The sequence below is a fragment of the Brenneria nigrifluens DSM 30175 = ATCC 13028 genome, assembly GCF_005484965.1.
In the GTDB taxonomy this organism is placed as follows: Bacteria; Pseudomonadota; Gammaproteobacteria; order Enterobacterales; family Enterobacteriaceae; genus Brenneria; species Brenneria nigrifluens.
The window spans coordinates 2,842,260-2,862,512 of the sequence record NZ_CP034036.1; the positions used below are offsets into that span (position 1 = coordinate 2,842,260).

General features: G+C 51.2%; 17 protein-coding genes. 9 read left to right on the forward strand and 8 right to left on the reverse strand.

Features of this window, described 5'->3' with window-relative positions; all coding sequences use genetic code 11:
• Positions 1-30 precede the first annotated feature (30 nt).
• The 6 genes from EH206_RS13320 (at position 31) to yejF (ending at position 7,480) form a co-directional block, all read left to right on the forward strand.
• The gene (locus tag EH206_RS13320; RefSeq protein ID WP_009113294.1) at positions 31-747 is read left to right on the forward strand and encodes a phosphatase PAP2 family protein; all 717 of its coding nucleotides are present in this window, start codon (positions 31-33) and stop codon (positions 745-747) included.
• Positions 748-1,036: 289 nt separating this feature from the next.
• Complete coding sequence (gene mepS / locus EH206_RS13325; protein WP_009113295.1) at positions 1,037-1,621, forward strand: bifunctional murein DD-endopeptidase/murein LD-carboxypeptidase; 585 nt, start codon at positions 1,037-1,039, stop codon at positions 1,619-1,621.
• Positions 1,622-1,946: 325 nt separating this feature from the next.
• A complete protein-coding gene (locus EH206_RS13330; protein ID WP_009113296.1) occupies positions 1,947-3,755 on the forward strand; it encodes an extracellular solute-binding protein in 1,809 nt (602 codons plus the stop codon).
• 11 nt (positions 3,756-3,766) lie between these two features.
• A complete protein-coding gene (locus EH206_RS13335) occupies positions 3,767-4,864 on the forward strand; it encodes a microcin C ABC transporter permease YejB (RefSeq protein ID WP_009113297.1) in 1,098 nt (365 codons plus the stop codon).
• The gene (locus EH206_RS13340; RefSeq protein WP_009113298.1) at positions 4,861-5,886 is read left to right on the forward strand and encodes an ABC transporter permease; all 1,026 of its coding nucleotides are present in this window, start codon (positions 4,861-4,863) and stop codon (positions 5,884-5,886) included. The genes EH206_RS13335 and EH206_RS13340 overlap by 4 nt, the downstream gene beginning before the upstream one ends.
• A 1-nt stretch (position 5,887) precedes the next feature.
• The gene (gene yejF, locus EH206_RS13345) at positions 5,888-7,480 is read left to right on the forward strand and encodes a microcin C ABC transporter ATP-binding protein YejF (RefSeq protein WP_009113299.1); all 1,593 of its coding nucleotides are present in this window, start codon (positions 5,888-5,890) and stop codon (positions 7,478-7,480) included.
• Between the two features lie 78 nt (positions 7,481-7,558).
• On the opposite strand, the gene EH206_RS13350 is transcribed toward yejF, so the two are convergent.
• On the reverse strand, positions 7,559-7,903 hold the full coding sequence (locus EH206_RS13350) for a YejG family protein (RefSeq protein ID WP_009113300.1): 345 nt from the start codon (positions 7,901-7,903) through the stop codon (positions 7,559-7,561).
• A 456-nt stretch (positions 7,904-8,359) separates the two neighbouring features.
• Positions 8,360-9,055 carry a 16S rRNA pseudouridine(516) synthase RsuA gene (gene rsuA / locus EH206_RS13355; protein WP_009113301.1) on the reverse strand — a complete coding sequence of 232 codons (696 nt, stop codon included), beginning with the start codon at positions 9,053-9,055 and terminating at the stop codon, positions 8,360-8,362.
• A gap of 252 nt (positions 9,056-9,307) precedes the next feature.
• On the opposite strand from rsuA, the gene EH206_RS13360 reads away from it, so the two are divergent.
• From EH206_RS13360 to rplY, 3 genes are all read left to right on the forward strand, one after another.
• Entirely contained in the window at positions 9,308-9,547 is a 240-nt protein-coding gene (locus EH206_RS13360; protein ID WP_009113302.1) for a YecH family metal-binding protein, read from the forward strand.
• 3 nt (positions 9,548-9,550) lie between these two features.
• Positions 9,551-11,311 (forward strand): DNA repair helicase RadD, encoded by a 1,761-nt coding sequence (radD, locus tag EH206_RS13365; RefSeq protein ID WP_009113303.1) that lies wholly within the window; start codon positions 9,551-9,553, stop codon positions 11,309-11,311.
• Positions 11,312-11,447: 136 nt separating this feature from the next.
• Entirely contained in the window at positions 11,448-11,732 is a 285-nt protein-coding gene (gene rplY / locus EH206_RS13370; RefSeq protein WP_009113304.1) for a 50S ribosomal protein L25, read from the forward strand.
• 109 nt (positions 11,733-11,841) lie between these two features.
• Here rplY and phoH read toward each other — a convergent pair whose 3' ends face one another.
• From phoH to EH206_RS13400, 6 genes are all read right to left on the reverse strand, one after another.
• A complete protein-coding gene (gene phoH / locus EH206_RS13375) occupies positions 11,842-12,630 on the reverse strand; it encodes a phosphate starvation-inducible protein PhoH (RefSeq protein ID WP_009113305.1) in 789 nt (262 codons plus the stop codon).
• Positions 12,631-13,155: 525 nt separating this feature from the next.
• Entirely contained in the window at positions 13,156-13,665 is a 510-nt protein-coding gene (gene fliZ, locus EH206_RS13380; RefSeq protein WP_009113306.1) for a flagella biosynthesis regulatory protein FliZ, read from the reverse strand.
• Between the two features lie 49 nt (positions 13,666-13,714).
• Positions 13,715-14,437, reverse strand: a complete 723-nt coding sequence (locus EH206_RS13385) for an RNA polymerase sigma factor FliA (protein ID WP_009113307.1) — start codon at positions 14,435-14,437, stop codon at positions 13,715-13,717.
• Positions 14,438-14,723: 286 nt separating this feature from the next.
• Positions 14,724-15,518: an Rpn family recombination-promoting nuclease/putative transposase gene (locus EH206_RS13390; protein ID WP_009113308.1), complete on the reverse strand. Its 795-nt coding sequence runs from the start codon at positions 15,516-15,518 to the stop codon at positions 14,724-14,726.
• 105 nt (positions 15,519-15,623) lie between these two features.
• Entirely contained in the window at positions 15,624-16,790 is a 1,167-nt protein-coding gene (locus EH206_RS13395; protein ID WP_009113309.1) for a nucleotide sugar dehydrogenase, read from the reverse strand.
• 96 nt (positions 16,791-16,886) lie between these two features.
• Positions 16,887-20,249 carry an O-linked N-acetylglucosamine transferase, SPINDLY family protein gene (locus EH206_RS13400; RefSeq protein ID WP_168709093.1) on the reverse strand — a complete coding sequence of 1,121 codons (3,363 nt, stop codon included), beginning with the start codon at positions 20,247-20,249 and terminating at the stop codon, positions 16,887-16,889.
• Positions 20,250-20,253 lie beyond the last annotated feature (4 nt).

Genomic DNA, 20,253 nt, shown 5'->3' on the forward strand with positions numbered 1-20,253 from the left:
AGTTCTAGCGGATCCTGGGTTGTTTCCTGTATGTCTCGGCGTAACATTTTTTTTATCTTGCTGCTCAATGTGTTAGGCATCGGGCTGTTTTTGTCCTGGTATTTGCCGCCCGACCACGGCTTTTGGTTCGGGTTGGACAGCGCTGTTTTCTTCTACTTTAATCAGCAATTGATCGAAAGCCCGATATTCCTGCGATGGGTGGCGATAACCAACGTCCGGGCGTTTGACGGCTGTGCGCTGCTGGCGATGGGTCTGTTGTATCTGTCATTTTATCTGCGGGCGACGCCGCCGGAGCGTCGACGCCTGCTGATCGTCGGCATGGTTATGCTGCTTAGCGCGTTAATCCTTAATCAACTGGGCCATTTATTGCCGGTTCAGCACGCCAGCCCGACCCTTTCTTTCAGCAATATCAACCGCGTTGGCGAACTGACGTCGATCCCGGCAAAAGATGCCTCCAGGGACAGTTTTCCCGGCGATCATGGCATGATGCTGATGGTCTTTGCGGCATTTATGTCGCGCTATTTCACCCGTACCTCCTTTGCCGTAAGCCTGGCGATAGTGATTATTTTTTCCCTGCCCCGCGTTATGATTGGGGCGCACTGGTTTAGCGATATCGCCGTGGGATCGCTATCGGTGGTACTGACCGGATTAAGCTGGTGGTTGCTTACCCCGGCCAGCGATGCATTAATTAATTTGCTGCATCGCTATCTGCCCGGCAAATATCGTCCGATAAATAACCATCCGTAGCGGTCGCCGGCTATCGACATTTTTTTGCTGACTACATCATTAGATCTTATAAATAAAATAGTTAAAACTGCTCGCAATCCGTTTATCGATACGGTAGTCTCGATGAAGTTTGCTTTTTTCCCTATATTGAGCTAGCGGCGAAAGGAGAAATAATGTGCGTTCAGGCACACTTTCACCGTTCGATATTTGGTGAACCGCAAACTCTGCTTTAGTCTGAATCTCGTTTTCGTTTGGCATTTATTACATAACGGCATCCGTCCGTTAAGGACTTCAAGGGAACATAACAATAATGGTCACATCTCAACCGATCCTGAGATATATCTGGCGGGCGTTGCCTGCCGTCGCGATAGCGATAACGCTTTCCGCATGTGGTAGTAACAGTGCATCCAACAATCAGAACGCGCAAACTGAGATGCATGCAGTCAATGATAAAGACGGTCTTTTACTGCAAGCCTCTCAGGATGAATTTGAAGCATTGGTGCGTAATGTGGATATCAAATCCAAATTGCTTAACCAATATGCCAGTTGGAAAGGCGTTCGCTACCGTTTAGGCGGCGACAGCAAACGCGGCATCGATTGTTCCGCATTCGTGCAGCGTACTTTCCGCGATCAATTCGGCATGGACTTACCGCGTTCAACCTCCGAACAGCAAGCAATCGGTCAGAAAGTGCAACCTGCCAAGCTGCGTCCCGGCGATCTGGTGCTGTTTCGCGCCGGTTCAACCGGTCGCCACGTCGGCATCTATGTCGGCAACGGACAGTTTGTTCATGCCTCCACCAGCAGCGGCGTAATGATCTCCAATATGGATGACAGCTATTGGAAAAAGCGTTACCGGGAAGCCCGGCGCGTGCTGAGTAAAGGAACCAACAGCTAACCGATTTTTATCCCTGATGTACCTGAGATGCCAAACGAGACAGTAAACGCCGCTTAGCAATAAGCGGCGTTTTTTTATTCGTCGCAAGCGACGTTTTTTTAGTTAAAATTTCCCAAACAATTTCTTACAGTGGTTGCAACTTGCAAGGCAGTGATTATGGTAGGTTTATTACAGTCATTCATGGTAAAAAGGGAAAAACCCGGTTTACGGGAGGTAATGTCTGTTATATCAACAACTTTATATCGCCAAAAACCGCTATAGAAAATCATGCCTGAACGCAGGCATCCGATAAACCCTTGTTGGTCCGCAGGAGATTACCGTCAAGATGTTGAAACGCGTCGTTACCGCCGTATTGCTTTGCGCCCTGCCCCTGGGGCTGCATGCCGAAACGATCGAACACAGCACGTCTTTCGCTATTTTGGGGGAAGCTAAATACGGCGCGGACTTTCGCCATTTTGACTACGTCAACCCCGATGCGCCGAAAGGCGGCGCTATTACGCTCAGCACGCTCGGCACCTTTGACAACTTTAACCGCTATGCTTTACGCGGCGTGGCGGCGACCCGCACCGAGCGGCTCTACGACTCCCTGTTCGTGACCTCCGACGATGAGCCCGGCAGCTATTATCCGTTAGTCGCCCAATCCACCCGCCATGACGCTGATTTTCACTGGATAGAAGTCGACCTCAACCCCAGCGCGCGCTTTCATGACGGTACGCCGATTACCGCGGCCGATGTCGCTTTCACCTACAATATGTTTATGACGCAGGGCGTTCCCCAGTTTCGCATCTACTTTAAAGGCGTGACGGCCAAAGCCGTGGCGCCGCTGACGGTGCGCTTTGATTTCCCCGTCCCCGATAAAAACCACATGTTCAGCCTGCTTTCGCTGCCGATCATGCCGGAAAAGTTCTGGAAAAATCATAAGCTAAGCGATCCGCTGCCCTACCCGCCGCCAGCCAGCGGCCCCTATCGCATTACCGCCTATCGCACCGGGCAATATGTTACCTACTCGCGCGTACAGGATTACTGGGGAGCGGACCTGCCGGTAAATAAAGGCCAGTACAACTTCGATAAGATCCGCTACGACTACTATCTGGACGACAACGTCGCCCTGGAGGCCTTTAAAGCCGGCGCTTTCGATCTGCGTATCGAAGGTTCGCCAAAACATTGGGCGACGCAGTATCACGGCGGTAACTTCAGCCGGGGCTATATCATCAAGCAGGATCAGGAGAATGAGTCCGCGCAGGACACACGCTGGCTGGCGTTCAATATCCAGCGCCCGATTTTCAGCGATCGCCGGGTTCGCCAGGCGCTGACGCTGGCGTTTGATTTTAACTGGATGAACAAGGCGCTGTATTACAGCGCCTATCAGCGTGCCGACAGCTATTTCCAGAATACCATCTATGCTGCGAAAGACGAGCCGAGCGCGGATGAACTTGTCTGGCTGACACCGTTGAAAGATAAAGTGCCGCCGGAGGTATTCGGCCCGCGCTACCAGCCGCCGTCATCCGACGGCAGCGGCTACGACCGGGAAAACTGGCGCAAAGCGTTGGCGCTGCTAAAGGAAGCCGGGTGGGAACTGAAAGATCAGCGTTTGGTTAACCATCAGACCGGAAAGCCGTTTACCTTTGAACTGCTGCTGCCGAGTGCGGGAAATTCCCAGTATGTGCTGCCTTTCCAGCAAAATCTGAAAAAACTGGGCATTACCATGACGGTGCGCAATATCGACAGCGCCCAGTTTAGCAGCCGCGTGCGCAAGCGCGATTTCGATATGACGGCAACGCTGTACAGCGCCTACATTTACCCCAACACCAATTTACAGATGGAATGGCATTCGCAGTATATCGACTCCACCTACAACAGGCCCGGCGTACAGGATGCGGCGATCGATACACTGGTTGAGCAAATCGTCGCCCATCAGGGACAGGCTGCCCCCTTGCTGTCGTTAGGGCGGGCGCTGGACCGCGTGCTGACCTGGAATCAGTTTATGATCCCCATGTGGTATTCCAATCATGACCGTTTTGCCTACTGGAACAAATTCGCCATGCCGGCGGTGCGTCCGGCCTATTCATTAGGTTTCGACGGCTGGTGGTACGATGTTAAACAAGCGGCTACGCTGCCGGCAGAGCGACGTTAAGGAGTCACGACGTGGGAACTTACCTGTTACGCCGCCTTTTACTGGTGATCCCGACGCTATGGGCGATTATCACCATTAACTTCTTTATCGTGCAAATCGCCCCCGGCGGCCCGGTCGACCAGGCGATTGCCAATATCGAGATGGGGCGCGGCGGCGGTTATACCGCCAGCGGCGGCCTTGACGCCGGCATGGCCCGTTCCGGCAGCGCAGGCGCGCCCAATATCGAGAATACCTATCGCGGCGCCCGCGGGCTGGATCCCGAGGTAATTGAAGAGATCACCAAACGCTACGGTTTTGATAAGCCCATCCATGAACGCTATTTCAAACTGCTGTGGGATTATGCGCGTTTCGACTTTGGCGACAGCCTGTTTCGCGGCTCTTCGGTGATGCAGCTGATCAAAGAGAGTATGCCGGTTTCCATCTCGCTGGGGCTGTGGAGCACGCTGATTATCTATCTGGTTTCCATTCCGCTGGGGATCAAAAAGGCGGTCAAAAACGACACCTCCTTTGATACCTGGAGCAGTACGCTGATTATTATCGGCTACGCCATTCCCGCATTCCTGTTCGCCATTTTGCTGATTGTCGTGTTCGCCGGCGGCAGCTATCTGGACTGGTTTCCGCTGCGCGGGCTGGTATCCAGCAATTTCGATACCCTGCCCTGGTACGGCAAAATCACCGATTATCTATGGCACATCGCCCTGCCGGTGCTGGCTACGGTGATCGGCGGTTTCGCCACGCTGACCATGTTGACGAAAAACTCCTTTATGGACGAAATCCGCAAACAGTATGTGGTGACGGCGCGCGCCAAGGGGCTGGATGAAAAAAGCATTCTCTACCGTCATGTGTTTCGCAACGCTATGCTGCTGGTGATTGCCGGCTTTCCCGCCACCTTTATCAGCATGTTTTTCACCGGCTCGCTGTTGATCGAAGTGATGTTCTCATTGAACGGACTGGGCCTGTTAGGCTACGACGCCACCCTGCAGCGCGATTACCCGGTGATGTTCGGCACGCTGTATATTTTTACCCTGATCGGTCTGTTACTGAATATCATCAGCGATCTGACCTATACGCTGGTTGACCCGCGTATTGATTTCGAGGGACGCCAATGAGCCGATTAAGCCCCATTAATCAGGCGCGCTGGGCGCGTTTCAAGAGCAACCGCCGCGGCTACTGGTCGCTGTGGATTTTTCTGGCGCTGTTTGTGGTCACGCTGTTCTCAGAGCTGATCGCCAATGACAAACCGCTGCTGGTGAAGTACGACGGTAAACTCTATACGCCCTTTATCGTCAACTACAGCGAAACCACCTTCGGCGGTCAGTTTGACACCCGCGCGGATTTTCGCGATCCCTACATCGCCCAGCGCATCGACAGCCACGGCTGGGCATTGTGGCCGCTTATCCGCTATAACTATGACAGCATAAACTTCGCTACGACCGTCTCTTTCCCCTCTCCGCCGTCATGGCAAAACCTGCTGGGAACCGACAGCCAGGGGAAAGACGTCGTTGCCCAGGTCATGTACGGATTCCGTATCTCAATCCTGTTCGGCCTGGCGCTGACGATACTTTCCAGCCTGATCGGCATTACCGTCGGCGCCACGCAGGGATATTACGGCGGGCGGCTGGACCTCTGGGGCCAGCGCTTTATTGAAGTCTGGTCCGGGATGCCGACCCTGTTTCTGATTATTCTGCTCTCCAGCGTGATCCAGCCCGATTTCTGGTGGCTGCTGGGCATCACGGTGCTGTTCGGCTGGATGAGTCTGGTGGGGGTGGTGCGGGCCGAGTTCCTGCGTACCCGCAATTTTGACTATATCCGCGCCGCGCAGGCGATGGGCGTCAGCGATCGGATGATTATGTACCGCTGTATGCTGCCGAACGCCATGGTCGCCACCCTGACCTACCTGCCGTTTATTCTGTGCGGATCGATCACCACCCTGACCTCGCTGGACTTTCTGGGATTTGGTTTACCGATGGGATCGCCCTCGTTAGGCACGTTATTGCTGGAGGGGAAAAACAACCTGCAGGCGCCATGGCTGGGCATTACCGTATTTATGGCGCTGTCCGTGGTGCTGTCTTTACTTATTTTTATCGGCGAAGCGGTGCGCGACGCCTTCGACCCCAGTAAGGCGTATTGATATGTCTACCTCACCGTTACTACAGATTAAGGATCTCAGCATCGCCTTTCGCAACGGAGAGAACGAACAGCGCGTCGTAGATGGGGTCTCGCTTAGCGTAAACGCCGGCGAAACGCTGGCGCTGGTCGGCGAGTCCGGTTCAGGCAAGAGCGTGACCGCCCTTTCCATCCTGCGCCTGTTGCCGTCGCCCCCCGTCGTCTATCAGCAGGGGGATATCCTGTTCGCCGGTCAGTCACTATTGCATGCGGATGAGAAAACGCTGCGCCGCATCCGCGGCGATCGTATCGCCATGATCTTTCAGGAACCGATGGTGTCGCTCAATCCGTTGCAAAGCATCGAAAAACAGCTCGTCGAGGTTTTAGCGCTGCATCGGGGCATGCATAATGAGGCGGCGCGCGGCGAGGCGCTTTCCTGTCTGGATCGCGTGGGCATCCGGCAGGCGAAAAGCCGGCTGAAGGATTTCCCTCATCAGCTTTCCGGCGGAGAGCGCCAGCGCGTGATGATTGCGATGGCGCTGCTGACCCAGCCCGACCTGCTGATCGCCGATGAGCCCACCACGGCGCTGGACGTTACCGTACAGGCGCAGATACTGACGTTGCTGAACGAGTTGAAACAGGAGCTGGGCATGAGCTTGCTGTTTATCACCCACAATCTGCATATTGTCCGCCGGCTGGCGGACAATGTCGCGGTGATGAAATCCGGCCAATGCGTTGAACGCAACACCTGCGACGGCTTATTCAGCGCGCCGCAACACGCCTATACCCGCCAGTTGTTGGATGCCGACCCCGCCGGCGAACCTTTGCCGCTCGTCGGCGATGCGCACCCCATTCTGCGCGTCGAGCAGTTGCGGGTTTCTTTCCCCATCAAACGCGGACTGCTGCGGCGCACCGTCGATGAAAAACGGGTGGTCGACAATATCAGCTTCAGCCTGCGCCGCGGAGAAAGCATCGGGCTGGTGGGCGAATCAGGTTCGGGTAAAAGCACCACCGGGCTGGCGCTGCTGCGTCTGCTGAATTCAAGCGGCGAAATCTGGTTCGATAACCAGCCGCTGCACGGCTTGACCCGCAAGCAGATGCTGCCTTTCCGGCGGCGGATCCAGGTGGTGTTCCAGGATCCCAACTCCGCCTTGAACCCGCGGCTGAACGCCGAGCAGATTATTGCCGAAGGGCTGACCGTCCATCAGAAACTGAGCGAGGAGCAGCGGCAACAGCGGGTGATTGAAGCCATGCGGGAAGTCGGGCTGGATCCGGCCACACGCCACCGTTACCCCGCCGAGTTTTCCGGCGGACAGCGCCAGCGTATCGCCATTGCCCGGGCGCTTATTCTGCAACCGGAACTGCTTATTCTGGATGAACCGACGTCATCGCTGGACAGAACTGTGCAGGCGCAGATTCTGGCGTTGCTGAAATCGCTGCAGCAAAAGCACCGGCTGGCATACCTGTTTATCAGTCACGATCTACAGGTGGTGCGGGCGCTGTGTCATCAGGTTATTGTGCTAAAACAAGGCGAAGTGGTGGAGCAAGGAGAGTGCCGGCAGGTATTCGCGCATCCGGCGCAAGACTATACGCGGGAACTGCTGCAACTGTCGTCTTAAAAGCGGCCGAACGTTAGGTCGTTCCAAATTCCTACGCGTAAAAGAGCGGCAAGATCAGCTTGACTGATGTTGCCGCTCTCAAAACGGATACTGCGCCGACACCGGCTCCGCAATCGCCACGCCGACATTTTTCAAGCGACACATGGCGGTGCTTTCATCATTACGGTGTAAAAACAGGCAAGGCTCACCTTCCCATTCCAGCACAACGCACTCAACCTGGATTTCCTCCAGCGACTGACGCAGTTGGTGCATGATTTTCCATGCCACATCGCCATCATGGCTCAATAACTTGAGACCAATCAGATTATTGTCTTCTTCTCTGCCGCTCAGCGGAATCGGTTCGACTTTTACACCGGCAAAACCCGATAGCCAGCGATAACTTAGCGGCAAACGATGCACTACCGAAAGTTGGACATTAGCCACTACTGTTTTTCCTCAGGTTAAGTTTTACTGCAATTTTACAATACAATAACATATTTATCATGGCAGCCTGACCGCCGCCTCTTTTTTTACCACTTTCCCAATCTAAAAAAGCAACGCACTCAGAACAAATAAGCATCAACAGCCGTTGGTATAGGTTACTACAACGTTAATTAATGCTTGGGAGATCACAAATCACCATTCTTTTTCGGGCTATATGTAACTCTTTTCGTGTAGCATCTCAACCTTTTTAGCGCCGAATGTTTACTTTTAAGTCATATATTTTACATATACAGAACATTTGCAGCTAAGAAAAGCGCTGACGCCCGATAGATATTGGATCGCCCAAGGGAATAAATATGGTAGAAAAACCAGGCCGCCCGACGACAGGCCACCGCCCGCCGTCAGGGAAATCGGAGTGCGCCGGGACTGCCGGCGTAAAGGTAAAGCAGGAAGGAACTACCTGATGGCGGTGATCTCCTGACCGCTCAGCGCCCGGTATTCGCCGGGTTGCAACGCACTGTCCAGGATGATATCGCCGATGCGTTCGCGGTGTAACTGCACCACGCGGTTCCCCACCGCGGCAAACATTCTTTTCACCTGATGATAACGCCCTTCGCTGATGGTCAGACGCACCTGATAATCCGTTATCTTTTCCAGCGTCGCGGGCTTGGTCACATGCTTCTCGCCATGCAGTTGCACCCCGGCCGCAAACTGCGCTGGGGTGTCGTCGCTTAACGGCTGCTCCAGCGTCACCAGATAGGTCTTCTCGCAGTGATGGCGGGGCGAGGTGATACGATGCGACCACTGCCCGTCGTCGGTCAGCAGCACCAGCCCGGTGGTATCGATATCCAGACGTCCCGCCGCATGCAGCTTGTACGCGACGGGGACATCCATAAAATAAAGAATGGTCGGATGATCGGGATCGTCCGTCGAGCAGACGTAGCCCTGCGGTTTATTCAGCATAAAATAACGCGGTCCGCACTGCTGCGCCAACGGATTGCCGTCGAACGCCACCTGATGCTCGGGAAGCAATTTAAAAGCACCGTTTTTCACCACGTCCCCATCAACGGTGACCCGCTGCGCGCGCAGCTCGCGCGCCACCAGCGAACGGCTGATTTCCAACTGCTGGGATAAAAATTTGTCCAATCGCATTAACGACCCACTGCCTGTGTGAAATCATCGCACAGCACACGCCTGAGCGGCGCCTGTACCGATGAATAATGAAAAAAGAGCAACGGGCGCTCCGCTGCCGGAATGTTCCAGTATAACGGCGCTTGAGCCGAGGTCATAGAATTCAGCGACGCCGATCCCCCTTTGTCATCGTGGTATATCTCACGCGCGCTATCGCGCCGGACATTATCAACGGGCATAATAAGGATAACTACTTACCTTGAGGGTTGTACCATGTCATCCATTCACGGCCATGAAGTTTTGCAAATGATGATCGCCTCCGGCGACTCTTTTACCAATGAACAGCTGATTGCCGCCATTGAAAACCGTTTCGGGAGCGATGCCCGTTTTCATACCTGCTCGGCCACCGATCTGACCGCGGCGAAACTGGTACAGTTTCTGGCCGAACGCGGCAAATTTATTCCGCTTGAGGCCGGTTTCACCACCAGCGCCAGTAAAATCTGCCGGCACTAGGCAATGCCGGTTACCTTACGGCCTTACCAGCGTGAGGCTGTATCCGCTACGCTTGAATATTTCCGTCGTCATACCCAGCCAGCCGTTATCGTACTGCCGACGGGGGCAGGAAAAAGTCTGGTTATCGCCGAACTGGCCAAACTCGCCCGCGGACGTGTGCTGGTTTTGGCGCACGTCAAGGAGCTGGTGGCGCAGAATCATGCCAAATACTGCGCCTGGGGGCTGGAGGCGGATATTTTCGCCGCCGGACTACGGCAACGGCAAAGCCAGGGGAAAGTGGTGTTTGGCAGCGTGCAGTCGGTGGCACGCAACCTGGATCGGTTCGAACACGCCTTTTCATTGCTGATCGTTGATGAATGCCACCGCATCGGCGATGACGACGACAGCCAATATCAACGGATTATCCGCCATCTGCAACAAACCAATCCGCAACTGCGGCTGCTGGGGCTGACGGCAACGCCCTTTCGTCTGGGGAAGGGCTGGATTTATCAATACCATTATCACGGCATGATACGCGGCGGCGAACACAGCCTGTTCCGCGATTGCATCTATGAACTGCCGCTGCGCTATATGATCAAACACGGCTTTCTGGTGCCGCCGGAACGGCTGGATATGCCCATAGTGCAATACGATTTCAGCAGGCTGGCGGCGGGCAGCACCGGCTTGTTCAGCGAGGCCGATCTTAATCACGAGCTAAAGCGCCAGCAGCGCATCACCCCGCATATCGTCAGCCAGATCGTCGACTATGCGCAGACGCGCCTGGGGGTGATGATTTTCGCCGCCACCGTTGAACATGCCCGTGAAATCCATGGCTTATTGCCGCCGGGCCAGGCCGCGCTGGTCAGCGCCGAAACGCCGCCGGCGGAGCGTGACGCGCTTATCGCCGACTTTAAACGGCAGCGGCTGCGCTATCTGGTCAACGTCGCCGTGCTGACCACCGGCTTTGATGCCCCGCACGTCGATCTGATCGCCATATTACGCCCGACGGAATCCGTCAGCTTATATCAGCAAATTGTCGGCCGCGGCTTGCGTCTGTTTCCCGGCAAAACCGAGTGTCTGATCCTGGATTATGCCGGAAACCCACACGATCTCCATACCCCGGAGGTCGGACACAGCAAACCCCGCCGCGACAGCCAGCCGGTGCAGGTTTTCTGTCCGCAATGCGGTTTCGCTAATTTATTCTGGGGGAAAACCGCCGCGGACGGCAGCGTAATCGAACATTACGGCCGCCGCTGCCAGGGGTGGGAGACGCTGGACGACGGTCTGCGCCGGCAGTGCGACTTTCGCTTTCGCTTTAAGATCTGCCCGCACTGCGGCGCGGAGAACGACATTGCGGCCCGCCGCTGTCACCAGTGTGAAAATGTGCTGGTCGATCCCGATGATATGCTGAAAGCGGCGCTGAAGCTGAAAGACGCGCTGGTATTGCGCTGCAGCGGCATGAGCCTGACGCCCGGCAAGGACGCCAGAGGGGAATGGCTCAACGTCACCTACCATGACGAAGACGGCGCCGAGGTGAGCGAGCGTTTTCGCCTGCAAACGCCGGCGCAGCGCCACGTATTCCAGCTAAATTTCTTGCGCGTTCATCAACGGGCGCCGGGCGTCCCTTTCGTCTGGCAAACCGCCGCCGACGTTTTGGCGCAGCGGCATTTACTGCGCGCGCCCGACTTTGTGGTTGCCCGCCGCCAGGGGAAATTCTGGCAGCTACGGGAAAAAATGTTCGATTATCAGGGCCGTTTCCGGCGGGCAAACGAGCTGCGCGGCTAGCTTATTCACGGTTTTATTTGCCCGCAGACCCATATTCCGCTAGAATTCAGCCCGCTTTTGTATCGCAAAAGCAGAACAACCCAACTTGCTGCTGGGTCGCCTGTAGCAGGATTACTTATCTTAAGTAGAGTAAAAAATGATTATTATCAAAGCAGAAGCACGTAAAGATCAGGGTAAGGGTGCGAGCCGCCGCCTGCGTCATGCCGGTAAATTTCCGGCCATCGTTTATGGTGGTTCCGAAGCGCCGGTTGCTATCGAACTGGATCACGACAGCGTTAAAAACCAGGAACTGAAAGACGGTTTCTACGGTGAAGTGGTGATCCTGTCTATCGACGGTAAAGAAACTAAAGTCAAGGTTCAGGCTGTACAACGTCACCCGTTCAAGCCCAAACTGACTCATATCGACTTTATCCGCGCTTAATCACGCAGAAGTCTATCCGGGATGCCGGAAAGAAAAAACGCCGCTTACGCGGCGTTTTTTTATGGCGCGCCATCCTTGGCCGCTCTCTTACGGGCCATCGCTGGAAACATTAACCATAGGCGTTAAGGGTACGCTGGCACAGCGCCGAACGCACGCAGTCCTGCTTGCCGAAAGAGACCACGCCTATCATCTCGTCCTCGGAAAAACGCTCCAGCGCATCGCGCAGCCCGGATTTCACTCCCGCGGGCAAATCACACTGCGTAACATCGCCATTGACGATTACCGTCACATTTTCCCCCAAACGCGTCAGAAACATCTTCATCTGGTTAACCGTTACGTTCTGAGCTTCGTCGAGAATAACCACCGCGTTTTCGAACGTCCGCCCGCGCATATAGGCAAAAGGCGCGATTTCCACCTTGGCTATTTCCGGTCGTAAACAATACTGCATAAACGACGCGCCCAGCCGCCGCAGAAGCACGTCATAAACCGGACGGAAATAAGGCGCAAACTTCTCGGCAATATCTCCGGGTAAAAAGCCCAAATCCTCGTCGGCCTGTAACACCGGCCTGGTAACAATAATGCGATCAACCTCTTTATGAATAAGCGCTTCCGCCGCCTTGGCCGCGCTCAGAAACGTTTTGCCACACCCCGCCTCACCGGTGGCAAAGATTAACTGTTTATTCTCTATTGCAGACAAGTAATGCTCCTGGGCGGCGGTTCTAGCTTCAATGACAGAGGTGTCGCGGCTTTCCCGCGCCATGCCTATCGATTCAATTCCGCCCATTTGAACCAGAGAAGTGACCGATTCTTCCTCACGTTGACGATGACTACGCGACTCGCGCCGAATAACGCGTTTCGCTTCACGACGTGCTTTGATCACTGCTTTTTGTCTTCCCATAGTGGCACCTTACAGTTTGTTTCACTTACCGCACTGCCCGGCAGCGCGTGACGTTTCACTCACAAGCGAGGTTTGGCTTCCTTATTAAGCCGATGGAGAACAGAACGAATAACGCCCGAACCGGAACCGGTCGGACGAGATAATTGACGAGGAGGAGTAAGCAGACAGGCAAAAAATGGCGTTAACGAAAAATGGCACAGTGCAGAAAATTGGTGGGGAAGAAATCCCTCGCATCGGCGAGTCGGCAGACCTGAGTAGCAGTTTCGACTATTTAGTCCCCAACAGGACATTACCATTCGCGTTCCTCACTGTGACAACAACTATTCCAATGAATAATGATTGACCGTATTAAGAACCACTGTTAACCATCAGTCTGAAAATTAGAGTGGAATGATTGCAGTAGTATGACAGTGCAATAGTTTGCCTCTATTTTGCAAGCTTTTTTACACTGTCATAATATTTACATATAGTCAGGATATGGCGATCTGGCAACATTGCATAGGAGAAAAAGTATTACGCGCGGTATCAGTAGTATTTCTGCCAATCCAGATACTGATCGTATTTGCGCAGCGCGCTGCGGTAGCTAGCCTGATCAATTTCGGGAAGATAATCGTGAATATGTTTCTGTATGTTTCCAGAAGCAAAGTTTTCCTTGGGAAAACGCTTCGCCACCAGTTGTTCATCCAACCGACGCAGCCGAATGGCATATTCACGCATCGTGCTATGCTTGACTTCCGTCTGTTTAATCAGGTACTGGGTGAATGCTTTAATATTAAAATAGTTAGCATAGGTATGGCACAATATTTCACTACAGAACCGACAGAGGGGAATTAGCTCCTGTTGCAGACTTGACCATATTTTGTCATCGATTAACCGGTCAATATCGCCAATCGTTTTTTTATTGATAAGCTGGTTACGAAACATCAACGAGACACGGTCAAGTGCTTTATTGCAATGAGAACAATGGGTCTGCTTATGTTTGAAATCTTTCAGATAACGGCTAAGCAGCTGTTTCTTCCGGGTTGGCTGAGGCATGAATCCATTCCATGACAATTACTGAAAACACTATTCCTACGCAGCCAAATTAAACGTCATTCATTAATTTTACGCGCAGGCGCTTTATCGCCTGGCTATGCAACTGACTGACTCGCGACTCCCCTACTTCCAGAACGGCACCGATTTCTTTTAAATTCAGCTCTTCCTGATAGTAAAGCGTTAACACCAGCTTTTCGCGTTCCGGCAGGTTTTCTATCGCCTCCATTACCCGATGGCGTAAATTACCTTCCATCAGTTGGTGTAACGGATTGGCATCTTCGTTACCTTCCAACAACGCTTCCGCGCTGTCGCCATGCTCTTCACGCCATTCATCGTAAGAAAAAAGCTGGCTATTATTGGTATCCAGCAAAATCTGACGATAATCTTCGAGCGTAATATCCAAAGCATGCGCAACTTCCTGCTCCGTTGGCGCACGACCCAGCTGCTGTTCAGCCCGTTGCATCGCTTGTGCCACTTCCCGCGCATTACGCCGCACGCTGCGCGGCGCCCAGTCGCGACTGCGTAACTCATCCAGCATTGAGCCTCGAATCCGCTGAACCGCATAAGTGGTAAATGCGGTGCCCTGCAGTGAATCGAAACGCTCAACCGCGCTAAGCAAGCCGATACCGCCGGCCTGGAGTAGATCATCCAACTCAACGCTCGCGGGGAGACGAACCTGTAGACGCAAGGCTTCATGGCGCACCAAGGGAACATAACGTTTCCAGAGGGCGCTTTTATCCATTGTTCCTTCGGCGGTATACAGATCGCTCACAGTGACAAATACCTACGATAATAGTGTTATCGACACTATTATGCTTTTGCGTAGGGGAGCCAATCGCTTGAATAGCGCCAGAAAAGGCACCCTATTTGCAATATGCCCGACTATCACGCCGTGTCCGGGCGGGTTCCCTGCCCGTAGCGGCGCCTGATTTTATACGACAACGGCATAATTGCGATTGCAAGGCACCGCTTCCTGATAGTGGTTGCCGACTACCTTAGCGGATCGGCTATCTCAGGGAAGTGGCACGGTAAAAAGTGTGGAAATGCTTCTCAGAAAGTTATTTCTCAGCAGGCATCGCCGTCTGCATATCCTCATCCGACAGACCGGTCATCTGCTGTACCTGCTGCGACGGCATACCGCTTTTCAGCATCTGGCGGGCAATGCGTAATGCGCTGGTTTTCATGCCTTGTTCCAGACCTTCAGCCAGCCACTTTTCTTTTCCCTGCAACAGCCCTTCCTCAAAACCTGCACGCTTCAGCTGCTTCGCGATGGTTTCCATATTTTCCTCCCGTTCACCGGTTAACGGTTCGGTTACCCCATCAATAAAGGCCCGATAATCGGATGTCCGCCCCACATGAGCAATATAAAACATCAACGCTCGCTGCTGCGTCAAGGGCAGCGCCCACAATTCCATCAACACACCGATATCCCGCGCCAGCAAGGGATCGTGAAAGCTCTCCAGCCAATTCAGACTGTACGGATACGGACGGCGATCGCCGTGATAGAACAGCAGCGGCACGACCAGCGGCAGGGTTTTATGCCCTTGCGACAGATGCTGCTCCATCGCCGCCAGACAGTAGCGCAGAAGCCGGAACGCCATCAGCCTGTCCAGCGTGCTCTGATGCTCGATAACGCAATAGATATAGCCTTTCCCCTGTGTAGTGCGGCAGGAATAGAGCATATCCGACACTCGCGAGCGCAGTTCCTCGTCCACAAACGAGGCGGACTCCCGTTGCAGGGTGGTGAAATCGCAGTGTTGCCGGATTTCCGGCGGTAGATGGATAGAAAGGAAATCCCGCGCGATATCGATATCGCCGAGAAACTGCTTAAAGATCGCATCGTGCGATGGCATGGCGCCGCATCCCAGTGGTGGTGGTTGCCGTCAGCCTAGCGGTTCGGCAAAATTAGGGAAGCAGTATGATAAAAAGTGTGGAGGCGCTACGCAGAAAATTATTCGTCAATCTATACCAAAGATATCCCGAGTATAAATCTTATCTGCGACATCCAAGAGATCCGACGACATTCTGTTAACTAAAATGACATCCGATAATGACTTAAATTCATTTAAATCACTAACAACTCGGGAGCGGAAAAAGTCTTTGTCATGTAAATTGGGTTCGTAAACAACAACCTCAATGCCTTTCGCTTTTATCCGTCTCATTATCCCCTGAATAGCAGAAGCTCTGAAATTATCAGATTCAGCTTTCATCACCAGTCGGTAAATTCCGACGACGCTCGGATTCATTTTTATTATTGATTCCGCAATGAAATCTTTACGTGTACTATTAGCTGCTACAATAGCCTGAATGATGTTATTCGGAACGCTGGCATAATTAGCTAATAACTGTTTTGTGTCTTTGGGAAGACAATAGCCGCCATAACCGAATGAAGGATTATTATAGTGATTGCCAATTCTTGGATCCAGACCTACTCCCTCGATGATCTGCCTGCTTTGCAGGCCCAAAGATTGAGCATAGGTATCTAACTCATTAAAATAAGCAATCCGCATTGCCAAATAAGTATTCGAAAATAATTTAATCGCTTCTGCTTCTGTAGATTCGGTGAATAAAACAGGAACATCTTTTTTAACTGCTCCCTGTAATAATAACTTAGCAAACTGCTCAGCACGCTCGGAACGTTCACCCACCACAATGCGTGATGGATAAAGGTTGTCGTAAAGGGCTTTCCCTTCTCTTAAAAATTCAGGTGAAAATATGATATTATCGGTATTGAATTTACTTTTTATTTCCTGAGTATAACCAACCGGTACCGTTGACTTAATCACCATCACCGCATTGGGATTGAAAGACAGCACCTGCCGTATCACTGATTCGACAGAATCCGTATTGAAATGATTTGTTTTCGGATCATAATCAGTAGGCGTGGCGATAATAATAAAATCCGCGTCTTGATATGCGGTTGACGCATCCAACGTTACTTTGAAATTCAATGTGTTATGATGAAGAAAATCTTCAATCTCTTTATCAACGATAGGAGACACTTTATCATTCAACATTGCAACCTTTGCAGCTACAACATCGACAGCAACAACTTCATTATGCTGAGCCAAAAGCATCGCATTGGACAATCCAACATACCCTGTTCCGGCAATGGCTATTTTCATGATAGTCTCGCTATATATTTTGCTAAAATCCACATAAAGGCACCCGTCGTTTAGAGGGTGCCTTTATATATTCAGCTATCTCCCTCAAGATTCCATTTATTGAGGAGCATACTTGTATCTTTCTAACATTTCGTCGAGCGATGCTATGTTTATATTTTTTTTGATCTTAAAGAGCCCTGCAGTTTCTGCTGTCTCTTGCGTATCTAAAAATGCCAATACCGCATGATAATCAGGCCTACACCAGAAGTCATGGATAAAAATCAGTGTATCTGCAACATTTTTTTGTTGCTTTAAGCTATGCTTTATTGCGTTCAGAGTACAGGCAACGCGAAAACGTCCATCGACAAGAATAAGGTCAAATGGGTTATCATATTTCAAGATAGATTCGCTATAACGGGGAAAATGTTCCTTCTTGGTATTATCAACCGGGTAGCCCCATTCTTTAGTTGGACCAATATCTGCGAACTCAACTTTGCAAAGAGGACCGACCTCCTTTCGAAGCGTTTCTACCCAGAACTTATCACTTTCAACACCAAATATTTCTATATTACATCTGGCTGCAAGTTTTGTTGAACCGCCACTACCAAACTCGAAGTAAGATTTCGCATTCTTTAAATAACGCTCAAAAAGCTGCGTTTCTTTTACTGACATCCGCGGCATATCAGGAATAAGAGTGCCAGGAGCCTTTATGACTTTTTTCTTTGACTCAGATACATCATCAGACTCAACGTATTTATTGTCATTAATATAGTGTCTGGCTCTTTCTTCAGAATCCATTGCCAGTATGGAATAAGTCAGATCGTGAATGCTGTAGACCGTATGCAGAATAAAGGCCAGCTTTTCACGCTGATCTGAAGAAAATGCTTTTAGACGAGTATTATCGGGCACATATACCGCGATAGCCGAAATCATTTTTGATGACGTTAGCGTTTTCTGCTCATCAATCGTGACAGGCTGAGCATATTCAATATTTTTCAACGTATGGAAAACAAAACCATAATTCGTCAACAGCGCTGTAATATCGCCGAACAGCAGTTGATCCTGATGCGTTTGTATAAAGGTGATACGCACCTGTACAGCAAGGCAGCCCGACAGAATACGCTCACCATAAGCAATGGCTTTTCTGATATCATAGCGGTTATCCAAAATAAGCCAGTCAAGATGATCCAGACCATGGATATGATCTAACTTTGACGTTTGCGCAACTATCTCAGCAAGCACTTGTTTTCCAGGAACCTTTTCTTGTAGTTCTCCATTTATTGTTAATGGTTTCAGATCACTACTGTATTCAGGGGCAAGACACATAGAGACAGGCGTCGGATTACCGTCACCCAAGCCATGTAATTTGATGTGCTGTATGGATTTTTTACGCAGCGGCAAATGTTTTTCTTCAACCGCGCCGATGATATCCATAATAACAAAGTGGAAAGCGTCGGTTGAGATTAAATTAATAAAATTTGAACCGGTAACCATGCCGCCGCCATTATCAATAGTAATAACTTTGCCAGGCAGTTGGAAACTGAAGCCGTCCGATACGTTACTATTACCCAGAGCAATCGCATCGACAGGGTGCTGCAATGTAACCGGCTGATTATCATCATGGAAATAAGGCGCAAAATCACTACTCAGCGTCAATGCCTCTGGCGCTTTCCCTTCACAATAACGCTGCCATATTGCGCGCATGGCATCAGAGAAATGTTTGGCAAAACGTTTACCATCACAGACGGGTGACGAAAGTAATATATCTCGCAGGTGCTGACGAATAACGCTTAAACTATTTAAATCATTCGCAATACCTACGGTGATATTAATATATTGTTCCCAGTCATTGGCGAGCAGTTCCGGCATACCGGCATTAACCAAATGAGAAGCGGAATGGCGACCGGCAAATGTCGGCCCAGGTAAAGTAACAACGGGTACGCCCATTGCCATCGCTTCACAAGTGGTCAGCCCGCCGGAATAAGGCCATGGGTCCAGGGCGATATCGACGTCGTTGTAGCTGGCTAACAGTTCCTTATGCGGCGATGATCCTTCAATTCTAACGCGTTCTCGAACAATGCCATGTTTCTCCAACGTGGCATAAATACGTTCACTCAATGACTGATTTTTATAGTTAAAACTTTTCAAAAATAACCGCGAATTCGGAACCGCGTGTAAAATAATAGCCCATTGCGCTAGCAAGATATCATTTATTTTCGATGCGTTATTAAAACAGCCGAATGTGATATATCCCTTGCTTGTCGCCGGCAGACCACTAATCGGGGGCAAATAATGAGGAGGTTCATAACAGATATAGTCATCCGGCAGGCGAATCAGCTTTTCAGTATATAACACATCCACCCCTGGCGGCGTTTCGACATGGTCGCTTAACAAATAATCCATCGTTTCCAGACCGGTACTGCTAATCAACCCTCCCACCCACTTTATTTGAATCGGTGCAGGAGACAGTTGAATGGTCAACATACGGCTATTGGCGTTATAGCCGCATAAATCGAACAATATATCAATCTTATCCTCACGGATTATTTGCGCCAGCGCATCATGGGGAGTCTCGGCAATCACTTTCCATTGGGCGCAAATACCTTGTATTTTTTGCGTGATATGATCTTCGCTATAGTTAGTACTGTACGCGTAAAGCTCTATTTGTGATTCCGGGATATGCGCTAGCCCTATAGTAATCATATTCCCCACTGGATGAGAGCGAAAACCATCGGAAATCATGCCAATACGCAACCGTTTATTGGCTGCTTTATTCTCGGCAATAGCACGACGCACTTTCTCAGCAGGTTTAAAGATAGGCTGCCATGACTTACACAGCGCGAGTATCTGTTCAGCCGTTCTTTCGGGGTGATAGTGTGCGCCGACAATGCGGTTAAAAAATGGAGTGGGATTGTTTTTAGTGGTTGTCTCGCCCTTTTGATAAACCGCATCCATCTCATCAAAATATCCGAGATCCTGCTTAATCATCCCCATATTGCTCCAATACAGCCAGTTGCCGGGATCTTCTTTTATCAGTTCTTGGAATATCTCTTCCGCCGGTTCATATTTTTTCAACTTCTGCAAAACCGTCGCCTGAATCGACCGTAGAGGCCTTGATTCCACCTTTGCTACCGTTTTTATTACATCAGATAAGAATATTTCCGCTTCTTCCAGCCGTTCTCTGCGGTACAGCAGATCCGCCTTGGCATGCAAGGCTTCAACATACGATGGGTAAATTTTCAGCGCCTCGTCAATATAGCGCTCCGCTTCAAAAGAATTACCGAGCTTTTGCTGTGCTCTTCCTGCAATCACCAGCAGCAACGGATTTTGAGTATCTTTTTGCAACAGTTCCGTCACTAACTGCAAAGCGTTTTCCGGCTGAATTGAAAGCCACTCGGCCGCCAATTTGATTTTCTTATTCACTGCAGAATGTGAGTTTTGCTGCTTGGCAACAACAGTTTTTGCGGACGACTTTTTCATATTG